Raw genomic sequence first — 18879 nt, forward strand, 5'->3', positions numbered from 1 at the left:
GGGCCTTCTCGCTCTCAGGTCTTCTGCGCACACAGAGCCGAACGGGAGGTGCCCCTGCTCTTTCTTCCCGTTCGCTTCGCGCCCGTCTGCTCTCCGACCTGATCGAGAATCACGAACCTCGGTTTAGCGTGGGCGTCCAGGTAGCGCCGCACGCCTTGCTGGAAGACGTCGGGGCCCACCCAGGACTCGAACATGGCCAGCACCGCGGCGCCCTTGTTGTAGGTGATGCCGTCGAAGGCGGAGTGGACGTCGCCCGGCACTTCGATGGGCTGCCGGACGCTGCGCGCGCTGACGAGCCGGTCCTCCACCAGGGCATCACCCCGCGCCTCCACGCGGCGCACGTCTCCGCGCCACTCGGGCTTCCACTGCGTCACGACTTTGTAGGCGAGCCAGTCCGCGAAGGACTCGTTGAGCCACAGGTCATCCCACCACGCGGGCGTGACGAGGTTGCCGAACCACTGGTGGGCCAGCTCGTGCGCCTGCGTCAGCGCGAAGTAGCGCTGGCGCCACAGGGAGTCCCCCTCCACGGGGCCCAGCATGAGCGGGGCGCTGAAGGTGATGAGGCCGGGGTGCTCCATGGCGCCCCCCTGCGTGCCGGGCAGGGCCAGCACGTCCAGCTTCGCGTAGGGGTAGGGCGTGCCGAACCACGTCTCCAACTGCTCCAGCAGCGGGGGCGTGGCCCGCGCGGCCCAGGCCGTCTCCGCGGCGCGGCCCCGCGGCACCAGCATCCGCACCGGCACGCGGCGCTGGCCCGCGACGCCCGCGTCCACGGCCTGGAAGGGCCCCACCGCGAAGGCGACCAGGTAGGAGGGCAGCGGGGGCGTCGTCTGGAAGCGCACCGTCTTCCAGCCATCCGGCCCGTGCGTCTCCGCCTCCACCGGTGAGTTGGCGAAGGCGCCGTCCTCCTCGCGCACGCGCAGGGTGAGCCGCCAGGGAATCTTGAACGCGGGCTCGTCGAAGCAGGGGAAGGCGCGCCGCGCGGCCAGCGGCTGGAACTGCGTCATCGTGTACCAGCGCCCCGCGTCCAACTCGCGGTAGACGCCCGAACTCTCCCGGGCACGCGCCCGGCCCGTGTACGCCACGCGCAGGATGACGGTGCCGGGGCCCACCGCCTCACGCGGGAGGAAGACGAGCATGTCGCCGATGGGCAGCGTGGAGGTCCTCACCCGCGCGCCGGCCACGATGAAGGCCGCGTCCTTCACGGAGAGCTCCTCTCCGTGCAGCCACACCTCGTGCGTGGCCTGGGGCAGCTCGATTTCGATGTCCGTCGTCCCGCTGAACAGCTCCCGCCGCGGGTCCAGCTCCAGCGTCACCGTCTGCCGCACGGGCCGCACGGCCGGGGACAGCCGCAGGCCCGGTGGGGTGAGGACGGGGGCCGCCTCCTCGGGTGTCGCGGCCCGCGTGACAGGGCGAACAGGGGCGGACGGCGTGGGGGCGGCCGGGGGCCGCGAGCCCGCACAGGCGCCGAGGCAGAGGACGAGCAGCGGGAGGAGGAAGTGTCGGCAGCGCACCGGGAGCAGCTCCAGCCGCGGCACGAAGGGGGCGCGCGGGCGGACATTCTCCATGACTGGCGTCAGGGCCGCGAGCAGGTCGCGGCCCCGACGTCACTTCAGGCGTTGAGGACGGGGTAGGTGGCCAGCAGCTCGATGAGCGCGGGGCCGTACAGCCGCGCCCGCTTCTCCCCGAAGTAGGGCACGTGCGCCAGCGCCTCCACGTCCTTCGGGGGCTGCGAGGCCAGCGCGTCCATCAGCGGGTTGGTCAGCACCACGCTGGGCGTCACCTTTCGCTCGGTGGCCTTCTCCACGCGGAAGAGCTTGAGGGCCTCCTCGCGCTTGCGCTTGTTGGCGTCCTTGGGGCCCTTGGGCTCGCGCTCCGGGGCCAGCTCGCCCCGGCGCGACTTCTCCAGCAACTCTCGCACCACGGCCAGGAGCTCCTCCCCGTGCGTGCGGATGAAGGAGCCCCGCACGCCGGCCATGCGCGCCAGCTCCTTGGGGTTGGTGGGCAGCTTCACCGCGATGTCACCCAGCGCCATGTTGGAGAGCATCCGCCCCATGGGGACGTTGTCCTGCTCCGCCCACTCCAGCCGCTTGCGGTGCAGGGCGTGGGCAATGGCGTGGGCCAGCGTCAGCTGCGTGGGGTTCAGCCCGGCGCGGGGCAGCTTGGGCTTGAAGTCCGCGCCCACGTCGGGGCGCGCCACGGCCTCGTCGCACAGGCGGTCGCAGTCCAGGAGGACCTCCTCCAGGATGTCAGCCTCGCGGCAGGCGTCGCGCACCTGGCGGCCCAGCTCGCACAGGTAGCGCACGTCATTGGCGATGTACTCCCGCATGCCCGGGGGCAGGGGGCGGATGGAGAAGTCCGACTGCTGGTGCTCCTTCGGCAGCTCCACGCCCAGCCGTTCCCGGGCGAGGTCGGCCAGGCCCACCTTGGGCCACCCCAGCAGGGTGGCGGCCCGGTGGGTGTCGAAGAGGCCCTGCACCCGGACGCCCACCTCGGCGAGGAACTGGAGGTCGCCCTGGGCGGCGTGGAAGAACTTGGTGCGCGCCGGGTCGGCCATCAGCGGGGCGAGCATGCCCGGCACCACGCCCGGCTGGAGCGTGTCCAACAGGAAGACCTGGTCGTCGGTGGCGAGCTGGAGGAAGCACAGCCGGGCGCGGAAGGCGTGCATGGAGTCCGCCTCCAGGTCCACGGCGATTTCGCGCGCGGCTTCCAGCGTGCGGGTCGCCCGCTCTTCTCCAGAGGCGTCTACTACGTCAACGGCACCTTGCGGGTAGGTCGGCATTGCGGGGGGCAGGCTAGCGGACCGGGCCTTGGGATTGAGGTGTTTTTTCCCGGGCCGCCGCTAGGATGGCCGCGCCGATGAACGACGTCCAGCGCCTGGAAAAGAGTTTGCTTGGCCACATGGGCCGAGCCATCGCGGACCACCGCCTCATTGAGGACGGGGACCGCATCATGGTGGGCGTGTCCGGAGGCAAGGACTCCTACACGATGCTGCACCTCCTGCGGGAGCTCCAGCGCCGCGCACCCGTGAAGTTCGAGTTGCTGGCGGTGAACCTGGACCAGGGTCACCCCGGCTTCCCAGCGGACAAGCTGGAGGCGTACTTCCAGCGTGAGGGCTACCCGTACAAGCTGTTGAAGGAGGACACCTACAGCATCGTCCTGGAGAAGACGCCTCCGGGGAAGACGCAGTGCTCGGTGTGCTCGCGCATGCGGCGCGGCATCCTCTACACGGCGGCGGTGGAGCTGGGGTGCACCAAGATTGCCCTGGGCCACCACCGCGACGACCTCATCCACACGCTGCTGCTCAACCTCTTCTTCGCCGGCTCCATCAAGGCGATGCCGCCGCTCTTGCGCAGCGATGACGGGCGCAACGTGGTCATCCGCCCGCTGTGCTACGCGCCGGAGAAGGACATCGCGAAGTTCGCGGAGTTGATGGCCTTCCCCATCATCCCGTGCGATTTGTGCGGCACGCAGGAGAACCTCCAGCGCAAGCGGATGCAGCGGCTGATGGAGGAGCTGGGCAAGGAGATTCCCAACGTCCGCCAGAGCGTCCTCAACGCCATGGCGAACGTGCGGCCCAGCCATTTGCTGGACAAGACGCTCAACCCCGACCCGCTGCACGCCAGCGAGGCAGGGGCTACGACGACCGAACCGAAGGACACTCAAGGGAGCGCCAGCCCATGGCTCGAGAGCAGGCAGTGAAGGCGCGGAACGACCGCAACGGCGCACTGGTGGAGGCGATGCTGCTGGCCGCGATGGCCGACGGGCGCGTCTCGCAGCGGGAGATGCAGACGCTCCTCAGCCGCGTGCTGGAGCGCCCGGAGTTCGAGGGCACCCGCCCGGACGAGCTCAACGCCCTGGTGGAGACCAGCGCCGCGCGGCTGTCGGAGGCCAGGAATCTGGAGGACGTGCTCGCGTCGCTGCGGCGCCGGCTGCCGGACCACAAGAACCGGATGCTGGCCTTCGGGCTGGCGGCGGCGGTGGCCCTGGCGGACCAGCGCGCCACGCGGGACGAGCTGGGCCTGCTCAAGACGTTCCAGGCCGCGCTGGGCATCTCCGAGGACGAGGTGGCGCAAATCATCGACGTCATCGAGAACGGCGGCAGCCTGGCGGAGGCGCTGGGCGAGCCGCTGGAGCGCCTGTTCGCGGAGGTCATGGTGCTGGTGAGCGCCGCGGACGGGAAGCTCCAGGAGGCGGAGGCTCGGGCGCTGGTGGAGAGCTTCGCGGCGGACCCCCTCTTCGAGAACGTCAGCCCCGAGCGCGCCCAGAACTTCGTCAGCGAGTCCGTGTCGGCCCTGGCCGCCGAGGGCCTGCCCCAGCGGCTCCAGGTGCTGGCCCACGGCCTGACGACGCACGCCCAGCGGGTGAAGGCCTTCCGGCTGGCCACCAAGATTGCCCACGCGGGGGGCGCCCCGAGCCATCCCGAGCAGCGAATCCTGGATATGCTCCAGGCCACCTTCGGCCTGGCCGACGATGAAGTGGCGCGCCTGGGCAGGGAGGGGTAGTTAGGGGGGTCGTATGACCCTGCAAGCCCCCTCGACGCCCCGGCATTCCTTCCGGTTCGGGCTGCCCCCCTCCCTGGGCAGCGAGACGGCGCGAGAGCGCGCAGACCGCCTGGCCTCGTTCCTCCAGCGCGCCCTGGGCAAGCTGGTGGAGGTGAGCGTCGCGTCCAGCTACGAGACGCTCGCCAAGGACTTGCTCTCCGGACGCGCGGACGCGGCCTGGGCCCCGCCCTTCGTCTGCGCGCGCATGGAGGCCATGGGCGTGCGCGTGGTGGTTCGCGGCGTGCGCCGGGGCATGTCGTCCTACCGGTCCGCCCTGGTGTGCCGTGCGGGCGCGGGGCTGACGGTGGACCGGCTGAAGGGCACCACCGCCGCGTGGGTGGACCGGGATTCGGTGGCGGGCTACCTGCTGCCCACCGCCTACCTCAAGACGCAGGGCCTGGAGCCGACGCGGGCCTTCTTCGCGCAGCACTTCGCGGGCTCGTACCAGGGCGCGCTGGAGTCGGTGCTGGACGGCAAGGCGGACGTCACCAGCGTCTTCTGCCCGCCGGCGTCCACGGGGCTGACGTTCGCCACCGGCGTGGAGGACGTGCTGGGCGCGGGCGCCGGCCGGCGCTTCGAGCTGATTGCGTACACCGACGAGGCCCCCAACGACGGTGTCCCCGTGGCCATGGGGCTGCAGCCGCAGCTGGTGAGCGCGCTGGAGTCCACGCTGCTGAGCCTCCAGTCGTCGCCAGACGGTCAGGCGCTGCTGAAGGACATCTTCAACGCGGAGCGCTTCGAAGCCGCGCCGCGCATGGGCTACCGCGCGCTGTACCGCGTGGCGCTGGCCAGCCTGTAGCCGCGCCTGCCGGGCGTCATCGTTTCGTGCCGCTCCCCCCGCGCGCGTTGGGGCAGGATGCGCGCATGTCTGAGTCCAAGCGCTACGAGGGTGGTTGTCACTGTGGTCAGGTCCGTTACGACGTGAGCCTGGACCTGAGCCAACCGCTGGTTTCCTGTAACTGTTCCATCTGTCTCAAGACGGGCATGTTGCTGGCCTTCGCCCCCGCGGAGCAGTTCAACCTCCAGAAAGGCGCCGAGCACATCACCGACTACCAGTTCGGCAAGAAGGCCATCCACCACCTGTTCTGTGGCACGTGCGGGGTCCGCTCCTTCGGCAAGGGCACGATGCCGGACGGCAAGGAGATGCGCGCCATCAACGTCCGCTGCCTGGACGGCGTGGAACTGGACGGCCTGCCGGTGATGAAGGTGGACGGGAGGCGCTTCTAGCCCTCGGGCTACTTGCCGCCGTCGCCCTGTCCGCCGGGGCCCTTCGGTGGAGGCCGCTTCGCCGGGGCGGGTTTCGCACCCGGCGCGGCGGCCGGCGGCCGGGTCGGGGCGGCGGGCCGGGCATTCTGGACCCTGGCCGCCTGACGCGGGTCGAAGTTGATGACGGTGGGCTCGGTGGCGAAGCGGTCCTCTTCCAGCTCCTCCGCGTACATGCCCCGCATGAAGGCCGCCAGGTGCGCCGTCGTCGCGTGCAGCTTCTCCGTCAGGAGGAACTCCTCCAACGCGAGCTGCAGCTCACCCGCCGTGGAGAAGCGCTCATCCCGCTTGCGCGCCAGCGCCTTGAAGACGATGGCGTCCAGCGCCTTGGGAACCCCTGGCACCACCTCCGACGGGGGGACAATCTTCGTGCCCACAACCGCCTTGAGCGTGGCCAGCTCCGTCTCGCGCTTGAAGAGGCGCTGCTGCGTCAGCAGCTCGTAGAACACCGTCCCCAGGCCGAACACGTCCGAGCGCGAGTCCAGCGGCTCACCCCGGGCCTGCTCCGGGGACATGTACGCGTGCTTGCCCTTGATGGTGCCGACAATCGTCTGGGACAGCTTCCCGGACGCCTTGGCCACGCCGAAGTCGATGAGCTTCACGCCGCCGTTGAAGCCCACCAGCACGTTCTGGGGGGACACGTCCCGGTGAATCAGCGCCAGCTTCCGGCCCGAAGGGCTGCGCGCGTTGTGGGCCGCGTCCAGGCCGGCGGCGGCGTCCGCGATGATGCGGCACTTGAGCCCCAGGGGAATCGTGATGCCGTGCTGCTGGGCCCGGGCGCCCAGGGGACCCACGGCCTCGCCATGCACGTACTCCATGGCGATGTAGTACTGCCCGTCCACGTCTCCCAAGTCGTAGATTTGCGCGATGTTGGGGTGGTTGAGGTGCGCGGCGATGCGCCCCTCGTCCAGGAACATGTCGATGAACTCGTCGTCCTCGGACAGGTGGGGCAGCAGCCGCTTCACCACCAGCAGCTTCTGGAACCCCACCGGCCCCTTCTGCCGGGCGAGGTAGACGGCGCCCATGCCGCCAATGGCGAGTTTCCGAAGCAGCTCGTAGCGGCCGAATATTTCCACGACGTCCGCCACGATAGCCGCGCCGGGTGGGGGCACGGAAGTCCACGGCGCATCATTTCCTGTAACACCGTGACTTCCATGTTTTGTCGGGGGGGCCCCGGACCTCCTCGCCGGGCCTACGGGGCCGCGCAGACGCTGCGGTAGCGGACCTCCACCGACTGGCCGGCCAGGGGGATGGCCCCGGGCTGGAAGACGATGGCGTTCTGCTCCGCGTCGTAGAGCCACTGCGTCGCGGGCACCGGCTGGCCCTGGACGCGCACGCCCATCTCCCCCAGGCCCGTGGGCGCCGCGGTGAGCGGGAAGTCCGCCTGCGGCTCTCCGGCGCGCTGGATGACCTGCTCCAGCAGCCCGTCGTAGCTCTGGGCGCAGATGTTGGCGACCTGGCCACCCGTGCCGTTGGCCACGGCGGTGAAGCGGTCCGAGCCGCTGCCCGCGGTGGCGCACCCGGAGTCGGTGGGCACCAGTCCGTAGAGCTGGCTGCGGTGGGACATGCCCGTGCCCTTCAGCGTCTGGAGGAACTGGATGTAGCTCTCCGGACCGAAGCCGGAGTTGTCGTCCTCGTCGGCCACCACCACCACCGCCATGCGGGCCGCCGCGCGGACGAAGCCGGCGTTGCCGTCATTGGGCTGCGGGGTGCGCAAGTCGTCCACCTGCTCGGACAGGGGCGCGGAGAGCGCCTGGCGCATCGTCTCCAGGCCCTGCACCAGGTTGTGGCACATGCCCACGCCCAGGTTGGCCTGGAGGTCCGCGGCCGCGGTGGCGCTGGTGCTGGACACCACGCGGGGCCGGCTGCCGTCCACCGGGAAGAGGCGCCCGGCCTCGCCGCCATTGGCGCCGCCGCCGCACTGGGGGCCCCGGGCCACCAGGCCCGTGCTGGTGACGCCCACGCGCACGTCCACGCCGTTCGTCTGGGCCAGCTGCAGCCACTGTGGAATCGCCGCCTTCAGCCGGTCCTGGTACTGCTGCATGGTGGTGGTGTTGGACACCACGAAGAGGACGTCCAGTTGGCTGTCGGTGCCCTGCGTGTAGCGGTCCACCTGGATGCCCTCGTGGTTCGTCTCCGCCAGCAGCGGCACGAGGAAGGGTGAAGGCTCATTGGGTGTGCGCAGGTACAGCGGGCTGAAGTGCTGGCCATGCACGTTGCGCGCGTAGCCGACCTCCAGCTCGAAGCCCTCGCCCGGCGCCAGGGTGACGGGCGCCGTCATGGGCGTCACCAGCGAGAACTGGTTGCTGGTGCCGTTGCCGATGTCCGCGCCCGTCACGGTGATGGGGCTGCTGCACCGGTTGGCCACGTACGTCTTCCGGGGCGCCGCGGCGCAGTCGTAGCGGATGGGGCCGAAGTCCACGAAGGCCGGCGTCGCCACCAGGCAGCTCTGCCGGGACACGCCCTTGAGGGGCAGCCGCACCGTGGGCGCGGCCGGGTTGCTCACCGTCAGCTGCAGCTCGCCGGTGAAGTCACCCTCCGCCTGCGGCCGGAAGGCCACCATGGCGCCAAAGCCCGTGTCGTACTGCACCACGCCGCCGGTGAGCCGGCCGCCCGGCATGAAGAAGACGCCGCCGCCGTCATTGCTGATGTGGATGTCCTTCACGGCGCACTCGGCGCTGCCGGGGTTGCGGAACTGGAAGCCCAGCACCGCGCCCCGGCCCGGCGTCACGTTGCCGAAGTCCATCACCGGCTGCGGCACCAGCTCGTACACACACGGCGCGGTGGCTCGCGAGCGGCCGGTGAGGATGATTTCGCGCTCCGGGTTGAACATGTCATCCGAGCGCACGCGCAGCGCGGCCGTCCACGTGCCCGCCGCGGTGGGTTCGAAGTAGACCTTCAGCTCCAGCGCGTCGGCGCCGGGGGCAATGGGCAGCCCGGGCGTCGTCTCCAGCACGGGCCAGACGCCGCCGCTCCACGGATAGGCCTCGGTGCCGCGCGTGGGCACGTCCACGCTGAACTGCGGGCTGTCGCCGCCCGCCGCCACGCCGACGAACTGGAGGTTGCCGTTGGTGCCCGCGTTGGAGATGCGGATGACGCGCTCCACCTTGCCGCCCACCGGCACCTCGCCGAAGTCCAGCGACACCGGCGTCACCGCCAGCGTGGGCCGGCCGCCGCGCGCGTCCAGAATCACCTGCGACGCGCGCGCCTTGTCGGACGTGTAGTGCACCGTGAGGTCGCCCACGTTGGGACCGGAGAAGCGCGCCGCGAACTCCATCTGCATCTCGACGACTTCGCCCGGCCCGACGGAGGAGCCCTCCGGCCGGGAGATTGGCACGAAGGCATGGTCGCTGGTCACCAGCCGCTCGACGGTGACGGGGCGCCAGGTGATGTTGCGCGCCCGTGTGTACGACTGCGTGCGCTCATGCACCGGAATCAGGTCGAAGGGGACGGGCGCCGGGTCGAACTCGAAGGCGGAGGCCACCGAGTTGCCCTTCAGCTCCACGGTGGACGGCGTGCAGCCCTCGCAGGAGAGAATCTCCAGGCGCGCGCCCATGCTCCCCAGCGCGCGGGGCAGGTACCGGGTGCTCACCTTGCGCGACGACAGCGGGGGAATGGTGATGGTGTCCGCGGTGAAGGGGTCCGCGTGCGTGCCCGCCACCGTGAGCGTCAGCGGCAGGTCCACGGGGTTCGTCACCGTGACGTCCAGCGTGCGCTCGCTGTCCACCTCGAGCGTCTCGTAGTCCAGCAAGGGCGGCTCCACGCCGATTTGGGTGGGCGTGCCCATGCCCATCACCTGCACCTGGGCTTCCGCGCCCTGGTTGGCGTCCGTCTTGACGTGCACCGTCTCCATCGCCAGGCCTTCGGTGAGCGGGTGGAAGCGGACGTGCACCACGTGGGACTCGCCCGGCATCACCCGCTCGCCGCCTTCGCCCAGCTCCACTTCATAGGAGGGGTTGTTGGCCAGACCCAGCGCGTCCAGGGCGGAGAAGGGCACGTACCCGACATTGCGGATGCGGACCTCCCGCTCCCGCCACTCGCCCACGGGCACGTCGCCAAAGTCGAGGAGGTTCGTGTCCACCACCGCGGTGGCCTGCACCGCGCGGGTCTCCACCCCCTCGTGGCACGCCGTCCCGACGGTTACGAGCAACGCCAGTGTGAGTCCACGCCCTGTCAGCCCCATCCTCATTTCCCGCTCCCCACCCTTCTCCCCACACCCACCGGCTGGGCCCGATGCGTGATCCGCCGCCTGCTCCCTAATCAATTTGCGTACCAACCCAGAGAGCAAGGGGGCGTCCTCCTGATTTCAGGAGGTTGGCGTGAGGTGGGTGTCGTCAGGTGGGCAAAGAGGAAGGGCGATACTCTGGAGGGTGAAAGACTTTCCCGTCCTTCTGTCGGTGAGGGAATGTGGGTGGGTGTCAGCGAATGAAGCGAATGAGCGCCTCCGCGACCACTTCGGGCTGCTCCATGTGGACGTGGTGCCCGCCGGGGAGGTGCAGCGGTGGCTGGGCGAGGGTTTGGAGCGCCTGCGTCCGGTTGCGCATGAGGGCTTCGTCGTGGCGCAGCCCGCCGGTGGCGAGGATGAGTTGCAGCGGGCAGGTGATTCCGGCCTGGAGCGCCATCCATTGGGCCTCGTCGTAACCCATGCCGAAGCGGCGGCGGTGGCGCGGGTCGAAGGTGAAGGCGAAGCCGCCTTCGCATGGCTCCGTCCCGTGCCGGGCGAGGTACAGCGCCGCGTCTTGCGTCAGCGTGGGGCTGTTCTCCAGCAGCCGCGCGGCGGCGGCCTCCACGGTGGGGTAGCGCTTGCGGTTGGGCGGGCGGCGCGCGTCATCCAGGGCGCTGCGCAGTCGGCTCAGGGCCCCTTCCGCGGGCCCGCCAGCGGGGCCCAGGCTTTCGATGAGCGTCACGCTCTTCACGCGCTTCGGGCGGGCGGCGGCGTAGGCCTGGGAGACGATGCCTCCCAGCGAGTGCCCCACCAGGTGCACCGCGTCCAGGCCCAGCCCGTCCAACGTGGCCTCCACGTCGAGCGCGTGGTCGCTGAACTGGTAGGTGGCGCCGGGGCCCACGTGGGCGCTGCGGCCCATGCCCCGAAAGTCGAGCAGCACCAGCCGCCACGTTGGGGGCAGGTGAGGGAGGAGGGCGTCGAAGCTGTGGGAATGGTCCAGCCAGCCATGCAGGAAGAGCACGGCGGGCGCGCCGGGCGCGGGGCGCTGCCGGACATGCAGCGCCAGGCCTTCGGCATCAACAGTGAGGGATTCGAGCGCGTTGGACACGGGAGCCTCCTGCCCCGTGCCTTACCCGGTTCACGTGCCCGGGAGAACCGTCATCCACGCCCGGACGCGGCGCGCGTTCAGCGGGGCCCGGGGGCGGCCGCGGCGGCCCCCCCGTGTCGGGCCGGGAGAGAACCATCGCGAGCTGGCGCGCCTGATTCTCGGTGGCGCAGCGGTACTCCTGCTGCTTGCCGTTGTCCTTCTCGATACGGAGAACCCAGACGTCGTTTTCCTTCGTGACATTCGCCTGCTGGGACATGTGGCGGTTCCTCCCCGCCGCGGGGAGGAGCATGTTTCATGCCGCACTGGTGGAGAGGCCTCAAGGCCCCGAATTTCCGGCACCGCCCCACCTCGCCTGTCGAGCGGGGTGACAAAAATTGTGCACGGTTGCGACAAATTTGGCCGGAAAGCCTCGCATTGATTGCGTAGTGCCCCAGGGCGGGTCTGCCTTTACCCTGTTACAACCCGAGGTGTCAGGTGTCCTGGGCGTCGGGCCACTCCCAGGCGGAGCGGTAGCCGCCGGTGGCCTGGGTGCCCTCGACGAAGCGGGCGTAGAAGGGGTGCCCGCTGAGGGTGGCGGAGTCGCCCACGACGAAGAGGTGACGGCGGGCGCGGGTGAGGGCCACGTTCATGCGGCGCAGGTCGGTGAGGAAGCCGAGCTGTCCTTCGCTGTTGGAGCGGGTGAGGGAGACGATGACGGCGTCCTTCTCCCGGCCCTGGAACGCGTCGACGGTGTCGACCTCCACCTCGGGGCTGAGCGCCTCGATGCGCTCGCGGAGCTGATGGGCCTGGGCGCTGTAGGGCGTAATCACCGCCAGCTCGCGGGGCGACAGGCCGGCGGCGAGCAGGGCGCGCACGCGGGCCTCCACCAGTCCGGCCTCGCCGGGGTTGAAGAGGCTTCGGGTGGTGGGCTCGACTTCTTCGTCGAAGCCCTTGCCGGCGGTGTCCAGGTAGAGCACGGGGGGCGCGTCCACGTCCGCGCCGGGCGTGAGGACGGCGTCCAGCGTGCGGTCCGCGATGGAGGGGTGGGCGCGCAGCTCGCCCGCGTACATCTCCCGTGAAGGGAAGTCCATGATGCGGGCGTTCATGCGGTACTGCTCGCGCAGCATGCGCTTGACGCCCTCTCCGTGGTCCTTGAGCAGGCGCTCGAAGAGGCTCACGCCCAGGCCGGCCTTCGCGGCCTCCTGGGAGAGGACGGTGGGCGGGAGCTGCTGCGGGTCGCCAGCGAGGATGACGCGGGGCGCGCGCAGGAAGCCGAGCAGCGCCAAAGGCTCGGTGGCCTGCGTGGCCTCATCGAGCAGCGCCAGGTCGAACTGCTGGCCGGAGAGCACGCCGGAGTCGAGGCTGGAGAGCGTCACGCAGAGGACGTCCGCGTTGGCGAGCACGGACTTCACGGCCTTGCGCTCCAGGGCGCGGGCCTCGTCGAGCATGCCCTTGGCCTCGGAGGTGGACGCGCGGGCGTTGGCGAAGCGCGCGCGGCTGCGGCCCTGGTTGCGCTGGCGGCGCGCGTAGCCCAGCAGGGAGTAGGCCTCGTCGAAGAGGTCGCGGGAGACGGCGCGGTCCGGGTGGGACTCCACGACGATGTCCAGGGTGTGCTCCTGGAGCCGCGCGGCCCAGGGTGACGAGGAAGCGGCCTCCCAGGCCGACCTCCTCCTCGATGGACTCCAGGTCCAGGACGGACAGGCCGTGCTCCTCGCGCTCATGCAGCGAGAGGCTCTGGGCGAGCGCGGCCAGGCGGGCTCTCTCCGCCTCGCGTTCCTGGGCGAGGAGCGAGCCGAGCTGGTCGAAGAAGGAGACGTCACGGGGCATGGGCCTGTCATGCCATTGGGGCAGGGCCAGGGCCAGCACTCCCGCGAAGGGAGCACCGGCCCGGCGCCTGCTTCAGCTCGACCCAGGCCTACTGAATCTTGCCGCCGCTCACGACCAGGGCGTAGTTCGCGTCCACCACGCGCGTCGTCAGGTCCGCGTCCTCGACGATTTCGTCGGCAATCACCTCCACGGTCCACGTGCCCGCGGCGGGTTCGAGGAGGAACACGTTCTCCACCGTGTCCACCGTGTTCGACACGCCGCCCGACGTGGAGACGTTGCTCGCCGTCAGGCCATTGTTGCCCCAGTAGACGACGCCGGAGGGAGACGTCACGCGCAGCGACAGGTCATTGATGCGCGCCTGCGCCGCGCCCACCGTGCCGGCGGGGTCGGTGTAGACCATGGTGACGTTGAGCTCCTTCTGTCCGGCGGGCACGGCGACGCGGTACGTGTTCGTGCCGAGCGGGAGCAGCCGGTCCGTCTCGTTGATGATGCTCGTCACGGCGGCGCGGTCATACAGCCGCTTCACGTCCGCGGTGCCCCAGCCCTGCCGCGCGCGCGTCAGGTCGCCGTTGGAGCCACCCGCGAGCCAGTTGTAGCGGTGCGCCATGTTGATCATCAGCGCCTTCGCCGTGGCCATCTTCGGACGGCTGGCGAAGACATCCGCGCCACCACCGAAGCCCGCCCAGACGCCCTCGTGCCACATCTGGAACAGCAGGCCGAAGTGCCCCGCCGTCTGCGGCGTGGCCGCGCTGGTGCCACCGAAGTTGGTGTAGGCCGTGTTGCTGGAGTTCGACGCGGAGCGGATGGAGTCGTAGTAGTACGACAGGTCCGGCTTGAGGCGGCCGTCCGCCGCCGGGCCCACGCTGGCGCCGCCGTTCCACCGGTCATCCGCGCGGTTGGTGTTGTCGTAGTGGTACATGCCCCCCACGGACACGATGTTCTTCGCCCACGCCTGTGGCCGCGAGTTCCGATTGCCGGTGTTGCTCTGCGACTGCGTGCTGAGGATGGGGTACTGGAACAGGTAGTCATCCACCTCCGCGGAGATGGTGGTGTAGCCCGTCACCTGCGCGCTGCCCACGCTGGACGTCTGGAACACGGCGCGGTACGGCCCGGACGGGTCGATGAGCTCCCGGTTGATGTCGTAGCGGGACTTGGGGCCGCCGAACTGGGAGGACTCGTTGTAGCGGTAGAAGATGCCCTGGCCGGAGGGAAGCAGGCCGCGGGCGTTCGCATCCACGCCCCGGGCGAAGTTGATGCTGTAGCAGGCGCTGCCGTGGAAGCTGCCCGTGGTGCTCGTGCTGTGGATGAGGGGCGCCGTCGCCCACTCCTGGTGCGTGGTGCGCAGCTCGGTGTCGAAGATTTCGCCGCGCACCCCCTGGCCCGTGAAGCCCTCCAGGCCCTCCAGGTAGGTCGCGCCGCCCACCTGACGGACGTTGTTGTTGTCGAGCTCACCCGGGCCGCCCCAGCGGTCCACGTACTGCACGGCGTTGGAGCGCACCAGCCGCTCCAGTTGAGACTGGGTGAGGGTGGCCTCCACGCGCAGGCCGCCCGCTTCAATGAGCTCCACCGTGCCGCCCAGCGCGCGGACCAGCGAGGCGACCTCGTCCTGCCGCGCCGCGCCGCGCTCGCCCACCATGATGGAGTAGCGCTGCGGCTCCAGCTTCAGCGCGCGGCCCTGGAGGGACTCGCGCAGCACGCCTTCCACCCGGTACTCCGGATGGTACGCGCCCACCCAGCGGACATAGGGCAGCCCGGCGACGCGCTTGTGCGCGCTGGCGTTCATCTCCACGAGGAACGTGTGGTCCGTGAGGAAGCGCAGCACCTTGCCCCCCGCGGCCTTGATGGCGTCGCGGTACTCCGGCAGGGGCGTGGCGTGGAACTGCACCAGGTGCAGGGTGTTGCTGGCGTCCGCGGTGAGCAGGCCCGCGACCAGGGGCTGCGCGCCCTTGAGCGGGTCGAACCGCGCGTGCTCCAGCCGCACCAGGTACTCGGTCGCCTGCACGCGGCCCAGCAGCGCCACGCCGCCCTGGCTGTAGGCGAAGAAGTCCTGGCGCCTGCCGTCCGCCGTCTCCTCCTGCCAGGTGTGGAGCTGGACGGACGCGCGCGGCACGTCGAGCGTCTTCAGCGCATGGATGGGCTGGGCCGTCCGGTGGAAGACATGCCCGGCGCCCGTGGCAAGGGCATACGCGCCGCTCGCCGCGCGGTCGACGCCCGCGGCGAGGCGAGCCTTCTCGACCTCGGCGCCGGTGAGGACCCGGGCGGGGCCCAGCGCCGCGGTGCTCCGGATGACGCCCGGACGCAGGTCCGGTGTGTTCGCGGCGAGCGCCGTGACGGGCGCGGACAAGCCCCAACCGAGGGCCAGGAGGGACAGCGGGGACAACGAGGACGGCAGACGCATGGCGGTGTCTCCTTGAGAGGGACTTCCGTACGGCACAACGCTTGAATCCTCGAAAAGCTAGATATGCTTGTTAATCTGCTTGATGTGAGTGTGTCAATGCATGCCCAAGTCTGGGAGTTCATTGGAATGACAGGCATTCGTGACGTTCTGCCGACACACGGGACGCGACAGATGTATCGGGTTGACTGTCTTTTTCGCGTGGCAGCGTTATGGCTGGGGCCGTCGCTGTCAGGCCCTCTCACGCGGGGCGTCCGGAGCCGCACGTCATGGACCTGGTTCTCTTCGTTGGCTTGCAGGGCTCGGGCAAGAGCAGCCTCTACCGGCGGCGTTTCGCGGCCACGCATGTGCACGTCAGCAAGGATTTGTGGCCCCACGCCGTGCGCAAGGAGGCCCGCCAGCGCCGCTCTATCGCCGAGGCGCTGGCGGCGGGCCGGTCGGTGGTGGTGGACAACACCAATCCCTCCGCGGACGTGCGCGCGCCCCTCATCGCCCTGGGGCGCGAGTATCAGGCCCGAGTCATGGGCTACTACTTCGCGTCGAAGCTGGAGGACTGCCTCGCTCGCAATGCCTTGCGTGACGGGCGTGCCCGGGTGCCGGAGGTGGCGTTGCGCGCCACCGTGAAGCAGCTCGAGCGGCCCCGGCTCGAGGAGGGCTTCGACGCGCTGTTCTACGTGACGCTGGCCGCCGACGGTGGCCTTCGCGTCCAACCCTGGGTGGAGGAACCCGATGGACCCTGAGGAGCTGGCGGCGCGAGCAAGGCAGGGCGAGGTGTTCCACAACCAGCGCATGCTGCCGGGCGCCTGGGTGGTGCTGCGCGTGGATGGGCGGGGCTTCTCTCGCTTCACGGAGGCCCGCTACGAGAAGCCCTTCGACCCGGTGTTCCACCAGTTCATGGTGCGCACCGCCAGCGTGATGCTGGAGGAGCTCCAGGGCGTCTACGCCTACACGCAGAGCGACGAAATCTCCGTGCTCTTCCGGCCGGACTGGGCGCTCTTCGACCGCTCCGTCGAGAAGGTGGTGTCCCTGGCCGCGGGCCTGGCCAGCGCCACCTTCACGCATGCGGCGGGGGTCCCGGCGGTGTTCGATGGCCGCGCCTGGCTGGGCGCCTCGGAGCGCGCGGTGCTGGACTACTTCCTCTGGCGGCAGGCGGACGGCAGCCGGTGTTCGCTGCATGGCTGGTGCTACTGGACGCTGCGCAAGGAGGGCCGGAGCGCGGCGCAGGCCACCCGCGAGCTGGACGGCAAGCCGGTGAGCTACAAGAACGAGCTCCTCTTCCAGCGCGGCATCAACTTCAACGACGTGCCCCTGTGGCAGCGGCGTGGAAGCGGGGTGTGGTGGGAGGCGTACCAGAAAGAGGGCGTGGACCCACGGGATGGCCGGCGGACCCACACGCTCCGGCGGCGGCTCAAGGTGGAGTCCGAGCTGCCCATGAAGGAGTCCTATGAGCACCTGGTGCGGGGCCTGCTCGCGGCGCCAGGTGCCGAGGCGGACTGAGCCCCAGGGGCGTCAGCCCGCCGTGTCAGGGCCCCCGTTCAGGGGCAGCACCTTCCACAGCCGGGGCTTGTCGTACTGGGGCGGAATCATGCCCAGCGGCCAGCCCTGGGCGGTGACCTCCGCGTACTGGTAGCTGCGCCCGGCGTAGCGCAGCGCCGTGCCCTTGCCGGGCAGCCCCACGCCTACCGCCGCGTGGGACAGCGGGTCGGAGTACAGCACCACCGCGTCGACTCCCGCCTGCCGCAGCAGCATCACCGCGAGCACCGCCTTGGAGTCGCAGTCGCCGCGATTCTCCGCGGGGACCAGCGCCGGGGGGACGATGCCGAAGGCCTCGTGCTCGGGCAGCTCGTAGTCGATGCGCTGCACGAAGCCGAGGATGAGCTGCGTGGCCTGCGCGGCATCCAGCCTCCGCGCGCGGATGGAGGCGACGAACGTGTCACCCAGCCTCCGCACGGGCTCGGCGTTGGTGCGCATCAGCTCCTCGTAGATGCAGCGCATGTCGGCGCTACAGCCGGGAGGTGCGTTGAACGAGAAGCGCTCCCTGCCCAGTGAGTGGTAGTGCAGCCGGCGGCCCAGCGCCGCGTGCTCATCCGCCAGCGTCTGGGCCAGCGCCGTCCCCAGGCCGTAGGCGACGTGGTGCTCGGGGGGCTGGATGCTGTCCGCCCGCCAGTCGTAATCCCGGGCCCGCCGCGGCGAGGTGCCCGGCGGGAGGAGCACCAGCCCCAAATCCACCGCGCGGGCGCCGCTGGGCTGCCTGGGCTCGGGTGGCGCGATGTCCATGCTCGCCAGATGGCCCAGCGTGCCCAGGCCACAGCAGCAGAAGCAGCTGGCGAGGCCCACCACGCCGAGCATCCACTTGAAGAACGTCTTCACGCGGGCGCGCGCAGCGTCCCTTCGGGGAGCTGGGGGAAGGGGATGAGCCCGTTGAGCGCCGCCTGGAGTCCCGGGGCGGTCAGCAGCGCCAGCACCAGCAGGATTGCGGAGAGGATGAGCGCCGCCGCGACGTTGCCCTTGCGCACCTCCGCCAGCTCGTCGATGCCCGGCGTCATCCGGTCGAACAGCAGCACGCCCGTGCCGAGCACCGTGACGCCCACGCCCAGTGAGAGCCCCACGTGCAGGACGGCCACCGCGACCAGCCGGCCCACGACCGGCAGCTGCAGGGTCGAATTCTGCACGGTGAGGTCCAGCGCGTCCGACGTGGCCTGCACCGCGTGCTGCACCAGCAGGCCCAGCGACACCAGGCTGGCGGCGTGGACGAGGCCGGCGGCGACGTTGCCCTGGCGCAGCTCCTCCGCGGGGTTGGCGCCGAGGATGCGGCTCAGGCCGCGCAGCGCGAGCCAGATGCCCAGCGCGGCGACGAGGCCGCCGAACACCACCTTGATGAGACCGACGAAAAGCAGGAGGAGGTCCATGACGAGCGAGGCGAGCCGGGCGCCCTGGATGAGCGCCCGGCCACACACTCTAGCCCGGTGTTACTGCCGGCCGAAGGCCTGCGTCCAGTAGTGCCGGTACGTGCTGCTCGGCGCGTTGAAGTAGCCGACGCCGATGTCGAGGAGCGCCGGGTTCATGATGTTGTTGCAGTGCCCGGTGCTGGACATCCAGCCGTTCACCACGGCCAGGGCCGTGGAGTAGCCGGCCGCGACGTTCTCCGCGGCGTTGCGGTACGTGTAGCCCGCCTGGTTCATCCGCTGCCAGGGCGTGGAGCCGTCCGAGCCCGTGTGGCTCATGAAGTTGTGGGTGCCCATGTCCTTGGAGTGCTTGCGCGCGGCACACCGCAGCTGGGCGTTGTTGCTGAGCGGGGGCGCGGGCGGTTTGGCCACGCCGCCACAGACGGCCCCGGCGGCGCGGCGCTGATTGACGAGCACGAGGACCTGGTCCTCCAGGTCCGTCCACGCGGCGTTCCACGTCGCCACGTCGTCGCAATACGCGGCGGCGGTGACGGTGGAGGACCCTCCCTGCGTCTCCACCGGCGGGATGACAACGCCTCCACCAGCGGGCGTCTCAGTGGGGGGCTCCGGCTCACCACAGCCGGTGAACATCGCGGCACCCAGGACAGCGACAGCAAGAAAACGTGCGTTCATGACTGCTCCTTTCCACGGGGTGA

At 70.4% G+C, this 18879-nt stretch carries 15 protein-coding genes and 1 pseudogene; 6 read left to right on the top strand and 10 right to left on the bottom strand.

What is annotated here, in order from left to right:
• Positions 1–14 precede the first annotated feature (14 nt).
• Together HV826_RS28915 and HV826_RS28920 are read right to left on the bottom strand one after the other, a co-directional pair.
• Positions 15–1565, bottom strand: coding sequence for a M1 family metallopeptidase (locus tag HV826_RS28915; RefSeq protein ID WP_255217472.1), 1551 nt, complete (start codon positions 1563–1565; stop codon positions 15–17).
• 44 nt (positions 1566–1609) lie between these two features.
• A complete protein-coding gene (locus tag HV826_RS28920) occupies positions 1610–2779 on the bottom strand; it encodes a ribonuclease D (RefSeq protein WP_176420206.1) in 1170 nt (389 codons plus the stop codon).
• Positions 2780–2844: 65 nt separating this feature from the next.
• On the opposite strand from HV826_RS28920, the gene ttcA reads away from it, so the two are divergent.
• The 4 genes from ttcA (at position 2845) to HV826_RS28940 (ending at position 5768) form a co-directional block, all read left to right on the top strand.
• Positions 2845–3699 carry a tRNA 2-thiocytidine(32) synthetase TtcA gene (gene ttcA / locus HV826_RS28925; protein WP_176420207.1) on the top strand — a complete coding sequence of 285 codons (855 nt, stop codon included), beginning with the start codon at positions 2845–2847 and terminating at the stop codon, positions 3697–3699.
• Positions 3678–4502, top strand: coding sequence for a TerB family tellurite resistance protein (locus tag HV826_RS28930; protein WP_176420208.1), 825 nt, complete (start codon positions 3678–3680; stop codon positions 4500–4502). The genes ttcA and HV826_RS28930 overlap by 22 nt, the downstream gene beginning before the upstream one ends.
• Before the next feature lie 13 nt (positions 4503–4515).
• Positions 4516–5340 (top strand): phosphate/phosphite/phosphonate ABC transporter substrate-binding protein, encoded by an 825-nt coding sequence (locus HV826_RS28935; protein WP_176420209.1) that lies wholly within the window; start codon positions 4516–4518, stop codon positions 5338–5340.
• 65 nt (positions 5341–5405) lie between these two features.
• Positions 5406–5768: a GFA family protein gene (locus HV826_RS28940; RefSeq protein ID WP_176420211.1), complete on the top strand. Its 363-nt coding sequence runs from the start codon at positions 5406–5408 to the stop codon at positions 5766–5768.
• An 8-nt stretch (positions 5769–5776) separates the two neighbouring features.
• Here the strand turns inward: HV826_RS28940 and HV826_RS28945 are convergent, their stop codons facing one another.
• From HV826_RS28945 to HV826_RS28965, 5 genes and pseudogenes are all read right to left on the bottom strand, one after another.
• Positions 5777–6892: a serine/threonine protein kinase gene (locus HV826_RS28945; protein WP_407938442.1), complete on the bottom strand. Its 1116-nt coding sequence runs from the start codon at positions 6890–6892 to the stop codon at positions 5777–5779.
• A 104-nt stretch (positions 6893–6996) separates the two neighbouring features.
• A complete protein-coding gene (locus HV826_RS28950) occupies positions 6997–9993 on the bottom strand; it encodes a choice-of-anchor D domain-containing protein (RefSeq protein WP_176420216.1) in 2997 nt (998 codons plus the stop codon).
• Positions 9994–10222: 229 nt separating this feature from the next.
• The gene (locus HV826_RS28955) at positions 10223–11077 is read right to left on the bottom strand and encodes an alpha/beta fold hydrolase (RefSeq protein WP_176420218.1); all 855 of its coding nucleotides are present in this window, start codon (positions 11075–11077) and stop codon (positions 10223–10225) included.
• Positions 11078–11547: 470 nt separating this feature from the next.
• A pseudogene (locus HV826_RS28960) lies at positions 11548–12883 on the bottom strand (AAA domain-containing protein).
• An 88-nt stretch (positions 12884–12971) separates the two neighbouring features.
• The gene (locus HV826_RS28965) at positions 12972–15281 is read right to left on the bottom strand and encodes a S8 family serine peptidase (RefSeq protein WP_176420220.1); all 2310 of its coding nucleotides are present in this window, start codon (positions 15279–15281) and stop codon (positions 12972–12974) included.
• A gap of 266 nt (positions 15282–15547) precedes the next feature.
• Here HV826_RS28965 and HV826_RS28970 point away from each other — a divergent pair, with 266 nt between their 5' ends.
• Positions 15548–16018, top strand: a complete 471-nt coding sequence (locus tag HV826_RS28970) for an ATP-binding protein (RefSeq protein WP_176420222.1) — start codon at positions 15548–15550, stop codon at positions 16016–16018.
• Complete coding sequence (locus tag HV826_RS28975; protein ID WP_176420224.1) at positions 16008–16775, top strand: tRNA(His) guanylyltransferase Thg1 family protein; 768 nt, start codon at positions 16008–16010, stop codon at positions 16773–16775. The genes HV826_RS28970 and HV826_RS28975 overlap by 11 nt, the downstream gene beginning before the upstream one ends.
• Positions 16776–16787: 12 nt before the next feature.
• On the opposite strand, the gene HV826_RS28980 is transcribed toward HV826_RS28975, so the two are convergent.
• From HV826_RS28980 to HV826_RS28990, 3 genes are read right to left on the bottom strand one after another with little or no spacing between them, the layout of a single operon-like run.
• Positions 16788–17648 carry a hypothetical protein gene (locus tag HV826_RS28980; protein ID WP_176420226.1) on the bottom strand — a complete coding sequence of 287 codons (861 nt, stop codon included), beginning with the start codon at positions 17646–17648 and terminating at the stop codon, positions 16788–16790.
• Positions 17645–18235: a DUF350 domain-containing protein gene (locus HV826_RS28985; RefSeq protein WP_176420228.1), complete on the bottom strand. Its 591-nt coding sequence runs from the start codon at positions 18233–18235 to the stop codon at positions 17645–17647. The genes HV826_RS28980 and HV826_RS28985 overlap by 4 nt, the downstream gene beginning before the upstream one ends.
• A gap of 12 nt (positions 18236–18247) precedes the next feature.
• Positions 18248–18856: a CAP domain-containing protein gene (locus tag HV826_RS28990; protein ID WP_255217474.1), complete on the bottom strand. Its 609-nt coding sequence runs from the start codon at positions 18854–18856 to the stop codon at positions 18248–18250.
• Between the last annotated feature and the right edge of the window lie 23 nt (positions 18857–18879).

The organism is Myxococcus sp. AM010 (assembly GCF_013372585.1).
GTDB lineage: Bacteria > Myxococcota > Myxococcia > Myxococcales > Myxococcaceae > Myxococcus > Myxococcus vastator.